The following is a 16,711-nucleotide window of genomic DNA, read 5'->3' as shown; positions in this document are numbered from 1 at the left end:
TCTTCTCATGCTCGCTGGAACTCGCACAGCGAAGATCAGAGATCTTCTCATGCTCGCTGGAACTCGCACAGCGAAGATCAGAGATCTTCTCATGCTCACTTCGGTCGTTCCCAAAATCAGGATAGGAGCGGGAAAGAATGATCGGGAAAATGTTGAGGTCTGAGATTGCCGTTCCCGGCCTATCCTGAACCCAGGGGACCGGGGACGATAGTCCCCCGGAAGAGTGTGGATCTACAGAGCCGGTTCCTCTGACTTTTTCAACTGCCTGTTGAGGATTTCAAGGCACTCGGACTCAGCTTCCTTCTTGGTGAAGACAGTAATATTGTCGCCCGGCCGGATCTTCACCTGCCCGCTCGGGATGATCAGTTCGCCACCTGCACGGCGTATAGCGATGAAGACGAAGTTCTTCACCTCGAGTTCCCTGATCTCGTGATCGATGATCGGCGCCCCGTCCTCCGCGACGATCTCGAAGATGGTCCCACCAGGTATGGAGGCGAGTTGCTGCATGTTTGGGTTCTCTGCCCAGTAATACAGGCGGTTTGCCACGAGTTCGTCCGGGTTCTCGCTGATCTTCACGCCAACCTCCTTGAAGAGCGCCGAGTGCTCTTTCTGGTTCACGATGGAAACGACGTTGGGGACATTGTAGCGTTTTGCCAGCCAGCAGGTCATCAGGTTGACGGCGTCGTCGCCCGTGGTGGCGACAAGACTCTGCGCACGGTCGATACCAGCGTCGTCCAGAACAGAACTATCGGTGGAGTCGCCGGTGATCGCAAGCACATCATAGTGGTCCAAGATATCATTGCACTTCGACTCGTCCTGGTCGATAACGACGACAGAATCTCCACGATCTGCAGATATCGCCGTCAGGTTCCGCCCGATCCCTCCGAGGCCCACAATGACGAGGTACATCTACACCTGTTTGCCGCCCCTGCCTTGAAATATCTTGTGCATCCTACTCTCTTCCCATGATATGCGGCGTCGATGAGGCCGGGAAAGGTGCGGTCCTCGGTCCGATGGTGGTCGGGACTGTCGGGTGCGAGAAGGAGACCGACCTGCCAGACGGTGTACGGGACTCGAAGGCCCTCACCCGGCGGCAGAGGGAGAGGCTCTATGCCGAGATCACGGAGTCTTTCCCCTGGGGTGTGGTCGAGATACCGGCGGCCGAGATCGACCGCCTGCGGCAGGAGATGACGATGAACGTCCTGGTGGCACATGGGCATGCCGATGCTATCCGCACCCTCGCACCCCTCCCGCCGACCGCCTATGTCGACGCCTGCGACGTGAACGAGGAGCGATACGGTTCGACAGTCGCCGCACTCCTCGGTGGGGCCTGCACGGTCATCTCCCGCAACCACGGCGACGCCCTCTTCCCTGTCGTCTCCGCCGCCTCCATCGTCGCGAAGGTGACGCGGGACCGTGCGATCGAGGCGCTGCACGCCAAAGAGGGGGAGATCGGGAGCGGCTACCCCTCAGACCCGGCGACCATCGCGTACCTCAAAGGCTATATCACGAGCCACGGCATGCCTCCCGCATGCGCCCGGCAGAGCTGGGAGACGGTGGTGCGGCTGATGGACCGTCGGCGCCAGACGACGCTCGGCGATTTCTGATCCCATCAAAAAAAGAGTTGACATAATACCCTTTGGGCAGACCGGCACCGGCCTTTCCTCTAATTTATATATAATGTCACAATTACATCCAGATAGCCGGGATTACGACGCAATACCCGAATAAAGACCCGGGGAGCAGCAGTGCCGCCTTCACCGGCGAGAACCCTTATCTGGGTGCGGCAACCACACTTATTCTCAGATGGACTGGGTAACGATCCTCATACTTCTTCTCGGCATCTATATCCTGGCAGCTGCATACGTGAAGGCGACCGGGAAATTTGCTGATCATATCGACTTCTACGGCCCGATCATGATGATCAAGACGGAGAACGTCGGGGTCTTCGACTGGTTCAGGCCGTTCTCCCGAATACTCCGCGTCTACGGGACGGTCGGGGTCGTCATGGTGGTCATCTCGGCCGTGCTGATGACCCTCATGCTCGTCTTCGCCTTCAACATCACCCTCGTCACCCAGCCCGAGCCGACAGGGATCTACAAGCCGCAGAATATCCTCCTCCTCCCCGGCATCAACGAGTACGTCCCCTCGACCGTCGCGGTCTGGCTCGCCTTCTTCCTCACTCTCGTGATCCACGAGGCAGGCCACGGCATCCTCTGCAGGATCGAGGACATCAAGGTGAAGAGCGCCGGCCTCCTCTATGCTGTCATCCCGATCGGCGCCTTTGTCGAGCCCGACGAGCAGGACGCGGAGCGTGTCCACGGCTGGCCGAAGGCGAGGATGCTTGGCGCCGGGATCACGAACAACATCGTCATCGGCGGCATCTGTTTCGTGCTCTTCATCCTGGTCGTGGGGATGGCGACGCCCCTCAACACCCCGGCGGTCTACGGGGTCTATGAAGGGGGCCCGGCATATGGCGCGGGCGTGCCGACACCGAGCGTCATAACAGAGGTGAACGGCGTCCCGGTCACGACGCGGGATGAGGTGACGGCGGCCCTCGACACGACGGAGCCGGGTGACCGTCTCGCCCTCACCGTCGAGAAAGACGGCGTCAGGACAGACCACACCCTCAACCTCACGGCATGGCCCGAGGCGATCACCGGACAGGTGGGACCGAGGACATCAGGCTACATGGGGATCTACTACTATGACGCCGCAAGCGTGCAGGGCATGGTCGGGCAGATGTTCTCGCCGATCGGCTGGCTGCGCTTCGTCACCATCCCCTTCGACATGTCCATCGGCGGGCAGCAGTTGAAGGTGCTCGCCTTCGAAACCCCGGCCGCGGCCTACTACGAGGAGCCCTTCCCCTTCTTCTGGGGGGTCGTCCACTTCCTCTTCTGGTCGGCCTGGATCAACATTAATGTCGGGATCTTCAATGCCATCCCGATGGTGCCCCTCGACGGCGGCTACATCCTCAAGGAAGGGCTCGACCGTGTCCTCGAACCGCGGGGATGGGGCCGGTACGGGCAGGCGATCGTCACCTTCGTCTCCTGGATCCTCCTCTCCATGATGATCGGGTTGATCGCCCTGCCCTATCTCCTCCATATCTGAGGGATCCTTTTTTTTGCAAACAGGCATGAAACCCCCCCTTGAGAGGGAGGGACACATGCAAAGATACAAGAGAGAATCCATCAATCATCTCCACGAGGATCCTGAATGGACATCGTCGAAGGCTTTCTCTTCCTCGTGATACTCTTTGAACTCGTCGCCTGCCTCATAGGGCTCGTGCTGCTCGGGTGTGTCCATACACTTCTCACACGGACGGGCGATCGCCTTCACCGCCTCGGGATACTCGTCCTCGTCACCGTGGTCGGTTTTACCCTGCTCATGCAGACCGACGCCCCGACACTTCTTATCGGGGCGCTGGCATTCGGGGTGCCTGTGGCGGTGCTCGTCCCACCCTTCGTCGTCTCCAATCGATCAGGCGAGACGCCCGGCTTCAGACGCGTTCTCGCCTGCAACATTCAGGTCTCCGTCGTCGGATTTTTCTTCCCGTTTCTCCTCGTCTCTTCTGGCCTCTCGATGGTGCCGGCCATCTACTGGCACACACCTCTCTCCAACGGCGTGATCTACGCCTGCGTGATGGCGCTGAATATCGGCCTTGCAACTCTTCTGTATCGGTTCCTTGGATGGAAAGGGGCTTGATGGCGGAGGAGACCTGACCGGGAACCAGAACTGAAATTCACCCAAAAAAGAAGACTATATTGACTCATTCTCCCCGGCCTTTACCACCCCGGGGGACCGCACGCTCTGCCTGACGGCGTTCAAAAACCCGGAGTAGAACGTTATATCAACAGACACGCACCATAGCAGATCTATGTTGCGGCAGGCGATCACTTCCGGCACCATCCAGTCGGTCGGGTACAGTTCTCTCTCCGGCACCCTGGAGATCGAGTTCACAAACGGCTCTCTCTACCAGTATTCAGACGTCCCGGAGTCGGTCTACCGGGAATTGATGACGGCCTCTTCCCACGGGACCTACTTCAACGAGCATATCAAAGAGTGGTACCGCACGAGAAAGATCCGATAAGAGGCAGGAAATATTCTGGAAACCGGAAAAATAGTTTTTGTACCAGAATAAGATCACGGGGCCTTTGAGACAGACCACGTCTTCAACCCCTCAATCGTCTCGCCGCTCTCCACCTCTTTTTCGCGGCGTTTACTCCTGTAATCTTTGACAACGCAATTGTTCTGGCCCTCATCAACCTCACCTCGACGTCAGCGGAACAGGAGGGGTTCGCATCTTTGTTGTGGAATTTTGTTGTGGAATTTCTCCCGCTACCCTGCCTCATGGATGACCATGTTGACAGCAATGGTGCGAGAGGGAAAAATGGGAATAGGTCCCGGAAATATTTCCAGACCCAAAAAAGATTAGAGTACCTCTTTCTTCCCGGCCTTCAGGTCCTCGACAGACTCCTCTTTCTCAAGTTTCTGTTCAAGGATTTCGAGGAGCTTTGAGACCTCCTCGGGCTTCGGGACCTCGCCAAGGATCGATGCGTCGATCTCCCCGACCTCTGCAGCGCCCTCCTCCTCCGGCATCTCGTCAGTCGCCCCGAGGAAACGTGCGCTCTGCTTGATGAGGCTCGACACCTCGAAGGGGAAGATGATCTTCGTCGCCTGCCCATCGGCCATCTGCTTCAGGGCGTCGAGGGAGAGGACGGTGATCGCCTTCTTGTCAAGAGGCCGGGAACCGAGGGAGAGGATGCGCAGTCCCTGGGCCTCGCCCTGCGCCTGGAGGATCTTCGAGAGACGTTCACCCTCGGCGCGGAGGACCTTGCTCTGTCTTTCGCCCTCGGCCTGGAGGATCATGGACTGCCTCTCCCCCTCGGCCCGGAGGATAGCCGAGCGCTTGTCGCCCTCCGCCCGGAGGATGGCCGCACGCCTCTCACGCTCCGCGGACGTCTGTTCGGTCATCGCCTGCTTCACCGCACCGACAGGGTCGACCTCCTTGATCTCCACGCGCTCGACCTTCACGCCCCACTGGTCGGTCTCCCGGTCCAGGATATCACGCAGTTTTGTGTTGATCAGGTCGCGGTTGTAGAGCACCTCGTCGAGTTCCATGTCGCCGATGATACCGCGAAGGCTGGTCTGGGCAAGGGCAACCGTTGCCATCCGGTAGTTCGCCACCTCGAAGAAGGCCTTCTCCGGGTCGACCACGCGGGTATACACGATGGCGTCGACATTCGTGGGGGAGTTGTCCTTCGTGATCACTTCCTGTGACGGGACGTCCATCACCTGTGTTCTGAGGTCGATCTTCTCGACGACCGTGATCAGGGGGACGACCCAGCGGAAACCGGGGTTGAGCCTTCCGATATATTTACCAAGCCTGATCTGAAGGCCCTGCTCATAGGGCTGGATGATCACGACGCCACGCGCCACGATGTAGATGATCACGAGGATCAGGAAGACCGTGATCAAGCTGTTGAGAACCTCTGCAAGTACCATGTCATTTCACCTCGTCGACAACGACGTGCACGCCCTCGGAACGGACGACGACAACCCTCGCTCCCTCCCTGAGGGGGCCGGAAACCGACTTCGCACTCCACTCGGTGCCGGCGATCAGGACCTTCCCTCCAATGGAGTCGGGGTCCACGGCCCTGACCACCCGCCCTTCGAGGCCGACGACCGAGTCACGACTGATCGTCGTCGGCTTTTCCTGCGGGGTGATCTGTGAGTAGAGCCAGACCGTGACGGCAGCGGTGATAAGGGCGGTCACCACGCCGACAACGACACCGAGGGTCGAACCGAAGACATCCACGCCGAGCACAAAGAGGACGCCGAGGATGATCATCACGGTCCCGGGGACGGCAACGAAGAAGCCGGGATTGGTGGCTTCGATGACGAGCAGGAGGGCCCCCAGCACGATAAGAATCCAGCCAAGGGAGATGCCGAGTACAGCGTCCATACGAAGAATACGGGGAGGCAGCATATAAACGTGTCTGGATGGGCGCAGAGTTCAGATCATGAAAATACTTATCTGAAGGCGTTTTTGGGCAACGGTGATCTCCTGATCAGGACTGGTGGAACAGTTCATCCGGAGAATACCATTCTATTCCAGTGGATTCCACGAATTTTAGAAAATATTACGAATTTACATCAATAGATATACTGGATCAGTAGAAATTTATAAATATAATTATACGTATTTGATCTCTCGTCGTACTGATCATGACCACCATGCACGAAATACCCAGACAGAAAAGATATGCTCTCGGTTGGTACAACGAGGGAGTCACACACCTTTCCATGCACGAATACAAGGAAGCCCTCTCTTTCTTCGACCGGGCACTCAGAGTGGTGCCCGACCACCCGGACTTTCTTGTCGGGAAGGGAGAGGTGATGATGGCGACAGGTCAGTACAGAGAGGCGTACCAGCACTTCCTTGCGGCCGCAACGCGGGAACCCGAGAACCTGAAGGCTCTTGTCCTCCTGGGGAGTTCACTCCTCAGACTGGACATGCCCGGACCCGCCGACGAGGCCTTCCTTGCAGCCCTCACACTCAACAGGTACGACGGCGAGGCCTGGTTCGGTCACGGTGTGGCGCTCTACCACCTCGGCAAGAAGGAGGAGGCGCGGGAAGCCTTCTGGCAGGCCCTGCGAAAAAAACCGGGCCAGCCTGAACTGATGTATTACCTCGCAAAAACGGCCAGGAACGACAGGGAGGCGCTCGGATTTCTGATCCGCGGATGCCGCCTCGACCCGGAGAACATCGACCTCCTCCATGAGATGGCCGAACGACTCATCGCAGTCGGCCACTACAAGGAAGCCACAGCCTTCTGCAAACGCGCTGAGGCACAGTGTCCGGATAATCCAGAGACAGAGGACCTCATCAGGCGGTGCATGGAAGGGATGATCAGGGAGAAAAACGACGTCAGTCCCTGAGCACTGCCACCTTCGAGCCCTTCGGGACGCCCACGATCTGTGCGATCGTCTCGCACTTGACGGCCATCAGGAAGGCGGTCGGCGGGAGATCATCATATTCGGTGAGGGCCTCGTAGTTTGCCATCCCCTTTGCAATGACAAGACTGCATCTTCCGAGGGCATCTGCAACATCGTCGGGGATAAGGGAGAGGTTCACCCCGAGTTCACGCTCACCGCAGGTCGTCGCGGTCACGCGGTCGACGACGGTGTCGAGGCCAAGGGCAAGGGCGTCCTCCATGGTGGCATCGTTGAGGATGGGAGCGCCGCGGACGACGACAGTCACCTTCGCACCCCGTGTCTTCAGGTACCTGAGGAGGAGACGGTCGAATACGATCTCCCCGCAGTTGTCGGTGAAATAGACGACGTCACGACAGAGCGGAAGGATCCTGTCGGTGTCGTCGACTGCAAGGCCTTTCGGGAACTCTTCCCCGAAGAAAGAGAGGAAATCACTGGTCACCTGGTGAGACTGGACGCCGTAGTCGAAGGTGTTGCCGATCACGGCGGCGGTGACATAGTCCCTGAACGTATGGAGGGCGGGCGCAACCTTTTCGGCGGCATGGAGTGCGTCCCTGCTGTTCTGCTTCTTGAGGTCCCGGTAGGGGTCGTCGACACCGATCAGGTCGTACGCACACCGGTGGACGGCACTTGCAAGCACCGATGCCGGGACCTCCGGGTCGTCCTTCCTCGCGGCGAGCATGGCCGTCGCCGCACGCCGCACCCTCTCGACCGCACCGGGGTCGTCGAGCACAAGCCCGGCCTCATATCCCACGCGGGAGAGAAGGCATTCAGTACACCGTGGCTGAAATTTCATAAAAAAACACCAAGAACAAGGTGGTGGGGTCACCGCGATTTGAACGCGGGTCAGAAGACCCCCAGTCTCCTAGGATGGCCAGGCTACCCTATGACCCCAACCGACTCTATACGTTTGGACGTCACGCTATATCTACTCTTCCGTCCTGAACACCCAAATGCAGGCCAGAGAGCGGTGAGAGGATCGACTCGCAGGCAGGGCGCAGGAGGGGGGGATTGGAGGAGACGAGGGTACTTCGTCGTTCCCTGAGGACACAGCAATACGGGAAAAGCAGTGCAGAGTATGGGCGAAATTTGTGGAAGGTTTTACCTCAGGACCATCAGAAAAGATTTTCTCATGCTCCCTTCATTCGCATCCCATCACCAGGATAAGGGGTGGATGGCAGTCTCTTCAGAATGTGAGGTCAAGACAGACGTGCGACAATGACCTCCCCCTGAAGCATTCTCATACAAGATATTTCAACAGATCCGAAAAAAGTAAATTGGGGTCAGATACGCAACTGCTTGAACTTCTCCACGTTCTTGGTGAGCGCTTCAAGTTCGTTGTCCGTGATCTTCATCCTGCTGCCCAGGGCGTCGACTTCTTTCAGCAGTTGCTGGATTCTGACGTACATGACATACATGATGAAGAGCTGGATGACAATCACGCAGCCCAGAATAATGAGGAGGATGCCTCCCATGTCGAATGGTTCCATTTTACCGATTCCCCCGGAATAGTGTTCTTGCTAGACGATCGATGAATCCTTCACGCGTTACAGCAACATCTTCGTGATACTCACAGCCGGCGAGTTCCGCAGCGATCTTCTTGATCGCACGCGCCGCACCCGACGTCGGGTGCTTGATCACCACTGGCATCTTGTACGCCGCCGATTCTCTGACAAAAGTGTCCTCGGGGATAACGCCCAGTGAGGTGACACCCAGAGACTTTTCGATCTTGTGCTCGACGAAATCAAGGTTGTCCCTGCCGGCCCTGTTGATGATCGCATGCTGTACATGACCGCCGACCAGTTCGGTGAGGATCTTGGTCTTCAGCGCATCGACGATGGAGGAGAGTTCGGGGTTGACAACCAGGATCACTTCGTCGGCAACTGCAAGCGGGACCACGCCGTCCCTGCTGATGCCAGCCGGCGCGTCGATCAGCAGGAAATCACACCGGTCAACAAGGTCATGCATCACTTCCCGCAGGCGGTCTGGATTTGAATCCTGGAATCCCTGGAGAGAGATGCCGCTCGGCACCACCTTCAGACCGGCGGGACCGTCATAGATCGCCTCGTCAATACTCGCTTTTCCAGCAAGTACCTCATGGAGGGTCACCGGCACATTCTCCAGTCCAAGCAGGATACCGATATTCGCCATCCCTACGTCGGCATCAAGAATATAGGTCTCTTTGCCAAGCTGGGCAAGTGCAGTACCGAGATTAACCGTGAAAGTCGTTTTTCCCGTCCCGCCCTTACCCGATGCTATCGTGTATGCTCGTATCATCTCATTCCTCGTATCACGTTTCGGTTCGACACTCTCTGTCCGACCTCCACACAATCCTCAGAGCCACTTTCTCAGAATGGACACCGCATCGCTCTCCATGTCTTTGACCCATGCATCGGGGATGTTGTGCTCGGTCCTGAGGATGCCGACAAGGTTCGAGCCCTTGTGCTGGATACCAAAGAGCATCACCTTCGGATCGTCGGGAAGTTTCCCCTCGGTGAAGAGGTAACTATACTTTGCCGCATCAGCAGACGCATCGTCCTCCGAGGAGGCGACCACGAGACCGTCATCGGTGGCAACCGTGAACGCATCCAGATAGTACTTCTCGCACATTGCCTGCATGCTCCCCGCAATATCGGCGCGCCCCTCAAAGAGGTCAAGGTTCAGGGGAGGTTTCTCCCATTCAACCTCACGGGACCGCTGGATATGCTTGAAGAGCTGGAACATGTCCACCGAGGTCTGCGCCGTCCCGCCAACGATGTTCCGCAGCTGGGTATACTGCTGCCTTTCCTGCGAATCCTTTCGTATCGCCACCAGTTGCTCCTGGACTCTCACCAGGTAGAGGACACACCCGGCAACACCCACACCAATCAGTGCAAGGAGGACGACAATGATTTGTCCCAGTGCAATGAATATCGTTCCGTCATCCATGTGACAATCACGCTTCCTTTTCCTTTTTTTCATTGACCAGATGCCCGAGCTGGAGACGGTCCAGTATCGAGACATAACTGGTCTTCAAGTTTGCAGCCATCTCCGCAGTGTCGATCGCATCAAGTGCGCTGAGGTCTCTCATGAGGGCATCATTCCCTACGGAGGGGGAAGCATCGGCAGCACCCTTCTGGTCCTCCCGCACCGCGGCCGGAGAGGGGCCAGCGGTCCCTGCCGTACCACCTTTGCGGGGCGGCGGGAACCGGTTCTTCATGGCAGGTGCCTCCGCACCTTTCTGAACCCGGGGTAGGCGGGTCTCTGGCCGGGGTGCGCTTTCAACGCGGTACTCCCCGTTGAACTCAATGGAGAGGGCGATCTGCTGGGGTGTGAGGGTGTAGAGACCGACATCCCCCGGAACGCTCAGGGCCTTCGCCTTCTCCAGAGCGGCTGAGCCGCGTTCCCCGCCATACCCGGCAAGGATACAGCTCCCGCCCGAAAAAACGAGGGTGAAACTGACCGAGGCAACTGTAAAGAGGCCATAACCCGTGAATGCGCGCTTCTTCAGGGACTCAAGGACCTCTGCGGTCGCCACATCCTTTTTCATCTCGAAAAGTTCTCCCCGGGGAACGACAAGGCGTTCTTTCCCGGGAGACGCCTTCGGCGGTTGTACCTTTCCGATGTTCCGTACGGCCTGCACCTCCTCACCCTTTGGAGGGGCCCGGGCTGAAACCCGGGCATTTGTGTTGAATTCATCTGCAAGTCGAAGTTGCTGACGGGTGAGGAGATAGAGCCCAATCTCTGCTTTCTCCTCTCCCATCGACTGAACCGCCTGCCATGCAGCGGCGCCCAGAAGGCTCTGGTACTCTGCGAGTATGCAGGTACCTTCGGAGAACACAAGAGAGATCATGCCGCCTCCGTGACTCACCATCGCATACCCGCTGAATGATGTATCCCGGATCTCTGTAAGAACAGCAGATATAGCGGTATCTCGTCTGATTGTAGAGAAGGTACCTCTCGGAATATCCATTAATATGGTTTAGTGTTTGTGAATATTATAACTCTATGTTAATTACACAAAATCGGCAGCTTGATAAATAATTGCAGGAAGGTATTGAAGTTGGCATAAAGATATAGCGATATCACATGCGGTAGGAAATACACCAGATTATGAAAACCACGCAATAAGGGCAAATTTAAACATCGCCCCTGCGAGATGGGCAGAATATCCCGCAAGGGCATATAGACAGGAAAAAAAATCAAAATGTTCGGGGCCTTTCGACCAGAACCTCATAAAAAGTCTATATCAATGAGATTACTCATTATCAGGCGCAAGAGAAACCAAAATATGATATATAAGATAAAGTAAGGTACACGGTGGGCATGACTGAACATCAGGGATTAAAGGAGAGAATAAATTCGTTCATCAGGGAGATCATGGAGGTCAGGGGCGTTTCGGCCTGCGTGCTCGCTTCCCGTGACGGGATCCTGATGGGCAAATCGTTCGCATCGGGAGAGGTATCTGTACCTTCCTTCGCTGCCATGAGCGCAACCATGCTGGCGTCGGCCGAGGCCGCAGCGAGCATATCACATATCCAGCCCCCGCAGAAGGTGCTGGTCACATCGGACGACGCCTCGGTTCTTGTCATGAGCGCCGGAGACAGGACGCTTCTTGCGGCCATACTCGACCCCACGGCAGACACAGAGGCAGTTTACAAGTTATTCACCAAGATCGCAGCTGAGATAGCGGAGGTACTGTAATGTACACGGTCCTGGTGGTAGACGACAGTCCGTTCGTCGTGGATGTCTTCGTCACCATGCTGGAACGGGGCGGTTACCAGTCGATCGCCGCATATGGCGGTGAGGAGGCCCTCGAGATCCTCACCACCGTCACCCCGGACCTCATCCTTCTTGACATCATGATGGAGCCGATGGACGGCTGGGAGACACTGGAGAATATCAAGATCAACCCGAAGACGCGTGACATACCGGTCTTGATGCTGACCGCAAAACAGCTCACTCCCGACGAGGCAGAAGGCTACGGATCCTATATCGAGGACTACATCCTAAAGCCCATCACCCACCGGGAACTCTACGATGCTATTGAGCGCGTGCTCAAGCGCCGTGAGATGATCAGGGACGACGTCGAGAGGGCAAAGGAAGTCGGACTCGACCGGCGCCTTATCGACGAATACGCGCGACTTGCAAAAGGCGTCGACGTGAACAACCGCCTCCTTCGCATACTTGAAACGACCTACAGCATTAACGACAGCACAGCAAGCGAGAAAGTCTCCCTTGCGATCAAGAACATGGAAAACAGCATCAAGTTCCAGCAGGAACGCCTTGCTCAGATCAAGGCCGAGATCGACGCCCATCAACAGAAAAAATAATTTGTTCCTCAGATGCCCGATCCTTTAAGGGCACTCTTCCTCTTTTCCAATCAGGACCACCGCAATCGTGAGCACCGCAATGACCGCCACCGTCCCTGCAACATCGATGATATCGGTCGGTTCAAGACCATAGACAAGCACCTTCCGCACCATCGCAGTGAGGCCCGCAATAAGGATCGGCCGCACCTGCAGACGGTTGGTCCGGAAATACGCGGTCACCGTCTCCAGGATCTCGATGATGATGATGGTGACAAGGAGGGCGTGGAGCACCGTGAGGATGCTGTCGGTCATCGGTACATCTGCCTTCAGGATATCCACAAACTGGAGGGCCACATCATAAAATGAGACCAGGGCAAGGAGGGCGAGTACAATAGCGATAAAGAGGTAGATCACATGGTTGACCCGCGTAATAGCGTTGATCGCCCACTGCATCTGTGGATTCTCATCAGGAGTAACGACCATCACAGATTCGTCTGAATCGTAGCAGTTAAATCTTATCATGACGCATAGAAAAAGCACCCCAGACATTCTCCTGTGACCGGACGGTCCCGACGGGGCCGAAAATTATATTAACTCAGGCATCATTGTAATAATGCCGTCTGCGTACGGGGCCCATAGCTCAGTTAGGTAGAGCGCCTGGCTTTTAACCAGGTGGTCGGGGGTTCAAATCCCTCTAGGCCCGCTGCCATGGCGCAGTCTGTGGTTTTTATGTGGTGATACATCTGAATTTAACTCTTTCTTGTCTGGGGGATTGAAGATGAGCACCAAGTTTAATGTTCTAGATCATGAAATGGTGCCGGATCATCAGAAGATGACCGATAGTGAGATTGCAGAACTCCTTTCCCACTATCAGATCACACTCGAACAACTTCCGCGTATCTACAGCGATGACCCGGCCGCCAAGGCCATAGGGGCAAAAATCGGGGATGTCATCAAGATTGTGAGAAAAAGCCAGACGGCTGGCCTCGCCGACTCGTATCGTAACGTGGTAAAGAGGCCAAAGAAGTGATCGGGGGCGATAGATCTGTTAGATAGAAGCGTTATATCGAGGGCATATTTCTCGGGAGAGCACGTCGCCCGTCACCAGCTGGACTCGTTCAACAATTTCCTTGAACACAACCTCCAGAAAGTGGTGGACGAACAGCGGATCATCGAGACCGACATTGAAAACAGGGGCAAGAACAGCGAGGCGGTCTGGGTCGAACTCGGCACGATCCGGATCCTGAAACCGATCGTCCGCGAGGCCGACGGTTCGAAGAGCATCCTCTACCCTGCAGAGGCGCGCCTGCGCAACCTCACCTATGCCGCACCTATAGAACTCGACATGACCCTCGTGCAGGGTGACATCAGGGGTGACCCGGTTACCACCGAGATCGGGCAGTTGCCCGTCATGATCGGGTCGGTCGCCTGTAACCTTGCAGAGCTTTCCGACAGCGAGCGGGTCGCCCACGGCGAGGACCCCTTCGACCCGGGCGGCTACTTCGTTGTGAACGGTTCCGAGCGGGTGCTCATGACTCTCGAGGACCTTGCCTCGAACAAGATCATGACCGAGTACACAGAGAGGTACAACGAGCGGATCTACGTGGCAAAGGTCTTCTCACAGTACAGGGGTTACCGTGCCCTTGTCGTCGTCGAGAAGAACAAGAAGAACCTGCTCGAAGTCTCCTTCCCATCAGTCGCCGGTCACCTCAAATTCGCCGATCTGATGCGTGCCCTCGGTCTCGGGAGTGACCGTGAGATCGTCGAGGCCGTTTCCACCGACGAGGAGATCCTCACTTACATGATGCAGAACCTCGAAGAGAGCGAGTGCGACTCGGTCGAGAGCGGCATCATGTACGTCGGTAAGAAACTCGCGCCGAACCAGACGAAAGAATACCAGAGGAGACGGGCCGAGTTCGTCATCGACAACTACCTCCTGCCCCACCTCAACTACCTCATGCCCGAGAACCTCAAGGAAGGCGATGAGGGCTATGAAGAGACAGTCACCGGCGTGCGCCTTGCGAAGGCACACTTCCTCGGCCGCATGGCAGAGGCCTGCTTCGACCTCGTGCTCGGCCGCCGGAAGATCGACGACAAGGACCATTACTCGAACAAGAGGCTGAAACTTGCAGGCGACCTGATGGAAGACCTCTTCCGTATCTCCCTCAACAGGTTGACCCGCGATATCAAGTACCAGCTCGAACGCGCCAGCATGCGCCACCGTGACCTCTCGATCAGCACGGCCGTGCGGGCCGACGTCCTGACCGAGCGCCTCCTCCACCCCCTTGCTACTGGTAACTGGGTCGGCGGACGGACAGGTGTCTCGCAACTCCTTGACCGGACAGACCGTATGAGCGTCCTCTCGCACCTGCGGCGTGTCATCTCGCCCCTTTCCCGGTCCCAGCCCCACTTCGAGGCCCGTGACCTGCACCCCACTCAGTGGGGCCGGATCTGCCCGTCGGAAACCCCGGAAGGCCCGAACTGTGGTCTTGTGAAGAACTTCGCACAAATGGTAGAAATTTCAAAAGGCTATGACAGCACTGAAGACATCAAGAATATCTTCTACAACCTCGGCGTGGAGCCGCTGATCATCGGGAGGGAACGCCGATGAAAAAGTCACGCGTATTCCTTGACGGGTCCCTTATCGGACTCGTCGAAAACCCGAAAGAGATCGTGGAAAAGGCGCGGGCCATGCGGCGTCACGGTGCAATTTCCTCAGAGGTGAACATCGCTTTCGAGGAGTTCAACGGCGACGTCGTCATCAACACCGACCGCGGCCGGGCAAGAAGACCTCTGATCGTCGTCAAGGACGGCAAACCCCTGATCACCAGTGCCGACATCGCCCAGCTCGCCGCTGGTGAGATTGCCTTCGACGACCTCGTCAGGAGGGGCTTCATCGAGTTTATCGACGCAGAAGAGGAGGAAAACCTCTACATTGCAATTAACGAAGCCGACCTGACCCCCGAACATACCCACCTTGAGATCGACCCATCCCTGATCCTGGGCATCGGTGCGGCACATGTACCTTTCCCGGAGCACAACGCATCGCCCCGTGTCACCATGGGTGCGGGCATGGTCAAGCAGGCCCTTGGATTTGCCACGGCCAACATGAAATTGCGGCCTGACACAAGGGGCAACCAGCTCCACTACTGCCAGAAGCCGATGGTCTACACCCAGGCCTCGGACCTGATCGGTTCCGACGACCGTCCTGCCGGCCAGAACTTCGTCGTCGGCATTCTCTCCTACGAGGGCTACAACATTGAAGATGCCCTCATCTTCAACAAGGCCTCGATCGACCGCGGCCTCGGGCGCTCCCACTTCTTCAGGACCTACGAAGGCGAAGAAAGGCGCTACCCGGGCGGTCAGGTGGACAGGATCGAGATCCCGGACGAAGAAGTCTCGGGCGCACATGGTGCCGAGTATTACCAGAACCTCGACGACGACGGGATCATCAACCCCGAGACGGTCGTCAAGGAGAAGGATGTCCTTATCGGGAAGACCTCACCGCCCCGTTTCCTCGAAGAACCGAGCGGAGAACTGATCTCAGTCGAGAAGAGGCGTGACACCTCGGTGACGATGCGGAGCAACGAGCACGGCATCGTGGACACCGTGATCATCACCGAGGGCGAGAACTCCTCGCGCCTCGTGAAAGTCCGGACCCGCGACCTCCGTGTGCCCGAAGTCGGCGACAAGTTCGCATCCAGGCACGGGCAGAAGGGTGTCATCGGCTGGATCGTCCCTCAGGAGGACATGCCCTTCAATGAGATGGGCATCGCCCCCGACCTCATCATCAACCCCCACGCCATCCCGTCCCGTATGACTGTCGGGCATATGCTCGAAATGCTCGGTGGCAAGGTGGGCGCCCTCGAAGGGCGGCGGATCGACTCCACTGCCTTCAAGGGTGCGAAGGAAGAAGACCTCCGCCATGCCCTGAAACAGTACGGCTTCTCGCACACCGGCCGTGAAGTGATGTACGACGGTTACACCGGCAAACAGTTCCACGCGGACATCTATGTCGGCGTGATCTACTACCAGAAACTGTACCACATGGTCTCGTCGAAGATGCACGCACGGTCCCGCGGCCCGATCCAGGTGCTCACCCGCCAGCCGACCGAAGGACGTGCCCGTGAAGGCGGTCTCCGTTTCGGTGAGATGGAGCGTGATGTGATGACCGGTCACGGCGCCGCGATGGCACTCAAAGAGCGCCTGCTCGACGAGTCCGACAAGGTGAACCAGTACGTCTGCGCCCGCTGTGGCATGGTGGCAATGCTCGACAAGAAGAGAAATGTCACCCGGTGCCTGAACTGTGGTAGCGAGACCGACATCTACTCCGTGGAGATGAGTTACGCGTTCAAACTCCTCCTCGACGAGATGAAGAGCATGGGCATCGCGCCGCGGCTGCGGCTTGAAGATATGGTATAAGG

19 protein-coding genes and 2 tRNA genes are annotated in these 16,711 nt (G+C 57.2%); 11 read left to right on the top strand and 10 right to left on the bottom strand.

Translation table 11 applies throughout. From position 1 onward, the window contains the following. Positions 1-231: 231 nt before the first annotated feature. On the bottom strand, positions 232-909 hold the full coding sequence (locus Q0520_RS01025; protein ID WP_298665527.1) for a TrkA family potassium uptake protein: 678 nt from the start codon (positions 907-909) through the stop codon (positions 232-234). Positions 910-965: 56 nt separating this feature from the next. On the opposite strand from Q0520_RS01025, the gene rnhB reads away from it, so the two are divergent. The 4 genes from rnhB (at position 966) to Q0520_RS01005 (ending at position 4,090) form a co-directional block, all read left to right on the top strand. After that, positions 966-1,607 (top strand): ribonuclease HII, encoded by a 642-nt coding sequence (gene rnhB, locus Q0520_RS01020; RefSeq protein ID WP_298665524.1) that lies wholly within the window; start codon positions 966-968, stop codon positions 1,605-1,607. A 199-nt stretch (positions 1,608-1,806) separates the two neighbouring features. Beyond that, complete coding sequence (locus Q0520_RS01015; RefSeq protein ID WP_298665522.1) at positions 1,807-3,111, top strand: site-2 protease family protein; 1,305 nt, start codon at positions 1,807-1,809, stop codon at positions 3,109-3,111. 105 nt (positions 3,112-3,216) lie between these two features. After that, the gene (locus Q0520_RS01010; RefSeq protein ID WP_298665520.1) at positions 3,217-3,705 is read left to right on the top strand and encodes a hypothetical protein; all 489 of its coding nucleotides are present in this window, start codon (positions 3,217-3,219) and stop codon (positions 3,703-3,705) included. Between the two features lie 172 nt (positions 3,706-3,877). After that, positions 3,878-4,090 carry a KTSC domain-containing protein gene (locus Q0520_RS01005; protein WP_298665517.1) on the top strand — a complete coding sequence of 71 codons (213 nt, stop codon included), beginning with the start codon at positions 3,878-3,880 and terminating at the stop codon, positions 4,088-4,090. A 341-nt stretch (positions 4,091-4,431) separates the two neighbouring features. Here Q0520_RS01005 and Q0520_RS01000 read toward each other — a convergent pair whose 3' ends face one another. Further along, on the bottom strand, positions 4,432-5,505 hold the full coding sequence (locus Q0520_RS01000; RefSeq protein WP_298665515.1) for an SPFH domain-containing protein: 1,074 nt from the start codon (positions 5,503-5,505) through the stop codon (positions 4,432-4,434). Position 5,506: 1 nt separating this feature from the next. Next, positions 5,507-5,965 (bottom strand): NfeD family protein, encoded by a 459-nt coding sequence (locus Q0520_RS00995; protein WP_298665512.1) that lies wholly within the window; start codon positions 5,963-5,965, stop codon positions 5,507-5,509. Positions 5,966-6,228: 263 nt separating this feature from the next. On the opposite strand from Q0520_RS00995, the gene Q0520_RS00990 reads away from it, so the two are divergent. After that, complete coding sequence (locus Q0520_RS00990; protein WP_342765220.1) at positions 6,229-6,942, top strand: tetratricopeptide repeat protein; 714 nt, start codon at positions 6,229-6,231, stop codon at positions 6,940-6,942. On the opposite strand, the gene Q0520_RS00985 is transcribed toward Q0520_RS00990, so the two are convergent. The 6 genes from Q0520_RS00985 to Q0520_RS00960 form a co-directional block, all read right to left on the bottom strand. Next, positions 6,932-7,792 carry a DUF89 domain-containing protein gene (locus Q0520_RS00985; RefSeq protein ID WP_298665506.1) on the bottom strand — a complete coding sequence of 287 codons (861 nt, stop codon included), beginning with the start codon at positions 7,790-7,792 and terminating at the stop codon, positions 6,932-6,934. The genes Q0520_RS00990 and Q0520_RS00985 overlap by 11 nt on opposite strands. Before the next feature lie 21 nt (positions 7,793-7,813). After that, a tRNA-Pro gene (locus Q0520_RS00980) sits at positions 7,814-7,890 on the bottom strand. Positions 7,891-8,279: 389 nt separating this feature from the next. Continuing rightward, on the bottom strand, positions 8,280-8,486 hold the full coding sequence (locus Q0520_RS00975) for a hypothetical protein (protein ID WP_298665504.1): 207 nt from the start codon (positions 8,484-8,486) through the stop codon (positions 8,280-8,282). 1 nt (position 8,487) lies between these two features. Next, complete coding sequence (minD, locus tag Q0520_RS00970; RefSeq protein ID WP_298665501.1) at positions 8,488-9,273, bottom strand: cell division ATPase MinD; 786 nt, start codon at positions 9,271-9,273, stop codon at positions 8,488-8,490. Positions 9,274-9,330: 57 nt separating this feature from the next. After that, positions 9,331-9,924 (bottom strand): hypothetical protein, encoded by a 594-nt coding sequence (locus tag Q0520_RS00965; protein ID WP_298665499.1) that lies wholly within the window; start codon positions 9,922-9,924, stop codon positions 9,331-9,333. A 7-nt stretch (positions 9,925-9,931) separates the two neighbouring features. Next, the gene (locus Q0520_RS00960) at positions 9,932-10,828 is read right to left on the bottom strand and encodes a hypothetical protein (RefSeq protein ID WP_298665496.1); all 897 of its coding nucleotides are present in this window, start codon (positions 10,826-10,828) and stop codon (positions 9,932-9,934) included. Positions 10,829-11,301: 473 nt separating this feature from the next. Between Q0520_RS00960 and Q0520_RS00955 the strand changes: the two genes are divergently transcribed. Together Q0520_RS00955 and Q0520_RS00950 are read left to right on the top strand one after the other, a co-directional pair. Continuing rightward, positions 11,302-11,679, top strand: a complete 378-nt coding sequence (locus Q0520_RS00955; protein ID WP_298665494.1) for a roadblock/LC7 domain-containing protein — start codon at positions 11,302-11,304, stop codon at positions 11,677-11,679. Further along, the gene (locus Q0520_RS00950; RefSeq protein ID WP_298665491.1) at positions 11,679-12,308 is read left to right on the top strand and encodes a response regulator; all 630 of its coding nucleotides are present in this window, start codon (positions 11,679-11,681) and stop codon (positions 12,306-12,308) included. Before Q0520_RS00955 ends, Q0520_RS00950 begins: the two co-directional genes overlap by 1 nt. Positions 12,309-12,332: 24 nt before the next feature. On the opposite strand, the gene Q0520_RS00945 is transcribed toward Q0520_RS00950, so the two are convergent. Beyond that, the gene (locus tag Q0520_RS00945) at positions 12,333-12,740 is read right to left on the bottom strand and encodes a phosphate-starvation-inducible PsiE family protein (RefSeq protein WP_298665488.1); all 408 of its coding nucleotides are present in this window, start codon (positions 12,738-12,740) and stop codon (positions 12,333-12,335) included. Positions 12,741-12,916: 176 nt separating this feature from the next. Between Q0520_RS00945 and Q0520_RS00940 the strand changes: the two genes are divergently transcribed. The 4 genes from Q0520_RS00940 to rpoB all read left to right on the top strand — a co-directional run bounded on the left by Q0520_RS00940 (position 12,917) and on the right by rpoB (position 16,709). Beyond that, positions 12,917-12,990, top strand: a tRNA-Lys gene (locus tag Q0520_RS00940). Positions 12,991-13,065: 75 nt separating this feature from the next. Next, entirely contained in the window at positions 13,066-13,317 is a 252-nt protein-coding gene (locus Q0520_RS00935) for a DNA-directed RNA polymerase subunit H (RefSeq protein ID WP_298665485.1), read from the top strand. A 15-nt stretch (positions 13,318-13,332) separates the two neighbouring features. After that, positions 13,333-14,898 (top strand): DNA-directed RNA polymerase subunit B'', encoded by a 1,566-nt coding sequence (locus tag Q0520_RS00930; RefSeq protein ID WP_298665539.1) that lies wholly within the window; start codon positions 13,333-13,335, stop codon positions 14,896-14,898. Then, complete coding sequence (gene rpoB, locus Q0520_RS00925) at positions 14,895-16,709, top strand: DNA-directed RNA polymerase subunit B (RefSeq protein WP_298665482.1); 1,815 nt, start codon at positions 14,895-14,897, stop codon at positions 16,707-16,709. The genes Q0520_RS00930 and rpoB overlap by 4 nt, the downstream gene beginning before the upstream one ends. The last annotated feature ends 2 nt before the right edge of the window (positions 16,710-16,711 follow it).

The sequence above is a fragment of the uncultured Methanofollis sp. genome (genome assembly GCF_937919355.1).
Taxonomy (GTDB): Archaea; Halobacteriota; Methanomicrobia; order Methanomicrobiales; family Methanofollaceae; genus Methanofollis.
The sequence above is the reverse complement of the archived record's forward strand: the minus strand, read 5'-3'. Positions and strand labels throughout refer to the sequence as shown.

Excerpts from the sequence above, each read along its gene's own strand:
- Q0520_RS01025 (WP_298665527.1), bottom strand. The coding sequence starts at position 909 with ATGTACCTCGTCATTGTGGGCCTCGGAGGGATCGGGCGGAACCTGACG.
- rnhB (WP_298665524.1), top strand. The coding sequence starts at position 966 with ATGATATGCGGCGTCGATGAGGCCGGGAAAGGTGCGGTCCTCGGTCCG.
- Q0520_RS01015 (WP_298665522.1), top strand. The coding sequence starts at position 1,807 with ATGGACTGGGTAACGATCCTCATACTTCTTCTCGGCATCTATATCCTG.
- Q0520_RS01010 (WP_298665520.1), top strand. The coding sequence starts at position 3,217 with ATGGACATCGTCGAAGGCTTTCTCTTCCTCGTGATACTCTTTGAACTC.
- Q0520_RS01005 (WP_298665517.1), top strand. The coding sequence starts at position 3,878 with ATGTTGCGGCAGGCGATCACTTCCGGCACCATCCAGTCGGTCGGGTAC.
- Q0520_RS01000 (WP_298665515.1), bottom strand. The coding sequence starts at position 5,505 with ATGGTACTTGCAGAGGTTCTCAACAGCTTGATCACGGTCTTCCTGATC.
- Q0520_RS00995 (WP_298665512.1), bottom strand. The coding sequence starts at position 5,965 with ATGGACGCTGTACTCGGCATCTCCCTTGGCTGGATTCTTATCGTGCTG.
- Q0520_RS00990 (WP_342765220.1), top strand. The coding sequence starts at position 6,229 with ATGACCACCATGCACGAAATACCCAGACAGAAAAGATATGCTCTCGGT.
- Q0520_RS00985 (WP_298665506.1), bottom strand. The coding sequence starts at position 7,792 with ATGAAATTTCAGCCACGGTGTACTGAATGCCTTCTCTCCCGCGTGGGA.
- Q0520_RS00975 (WP_298665504.1), bottom strand. The coding sequence starts at position 8,486 with ATGGAACCATTCGACATGGGAGGCATCCTCCTCATTATTCTGGGCTGC.
- minD (WP_298665501.1), bottom strand. The coding sequence starts at position 9,273 with ATGATACGAGCATACACGATAGCATCGGGTAAGGGCGGGACGGGAAAA.
- Q0520_RS00965 (WP_298665499.1), bottom strand. The coding sequence starts at position 9,924 with ATGGATGACGGAACGATATTCATTGCACTGGGACAAATCATTGTCGTC.
- Q0520_RS00960 (WP_298665496.1), bottom strand. The coding sequence starts at position 10,828 with ATGATCTCTCTTGTGTTCTCCGAAGGTACCTGCATACTCGCAGAGTAC.
- Q0520_RS00955 (WP_298665494.1), top strand. The coding sequence starts at position 11,302 with ATGACTGAACATCAGGGATTAAAGGAGAGAATAAATTCGTTCATCAGG.
- Q0520_RS00950 (WP_298665491.1), top strand. The coding sequence starts at position 11,679 with ATGTACACGGTCCTGGTGGTAGACGACAGTCCGTTCGTCGTGGATGTC.
- Q0520_RS00945 (WP_298665488.1), bottom strand. The coding sequence starts at position 12,740 with ATGCAGTGGGCGATCAACGCTATTACGCGGGTCAACCATGTGATCTAC.
- Q0520_RS00935 (WP_298665485.1), top strand. The coding sequence starts at position 13,066 with ATGAGCACCAAGTTTAATGTTCTAGATCATGAAATGGTGCCGGATCAT.
- rpoB (WP_298665482.1), top strand. The coding sequence starts at position 14,895 with ATGAAAAAGTCACGCGTATTCCTTGACGGGTCCCTTATCGGACTCGTC.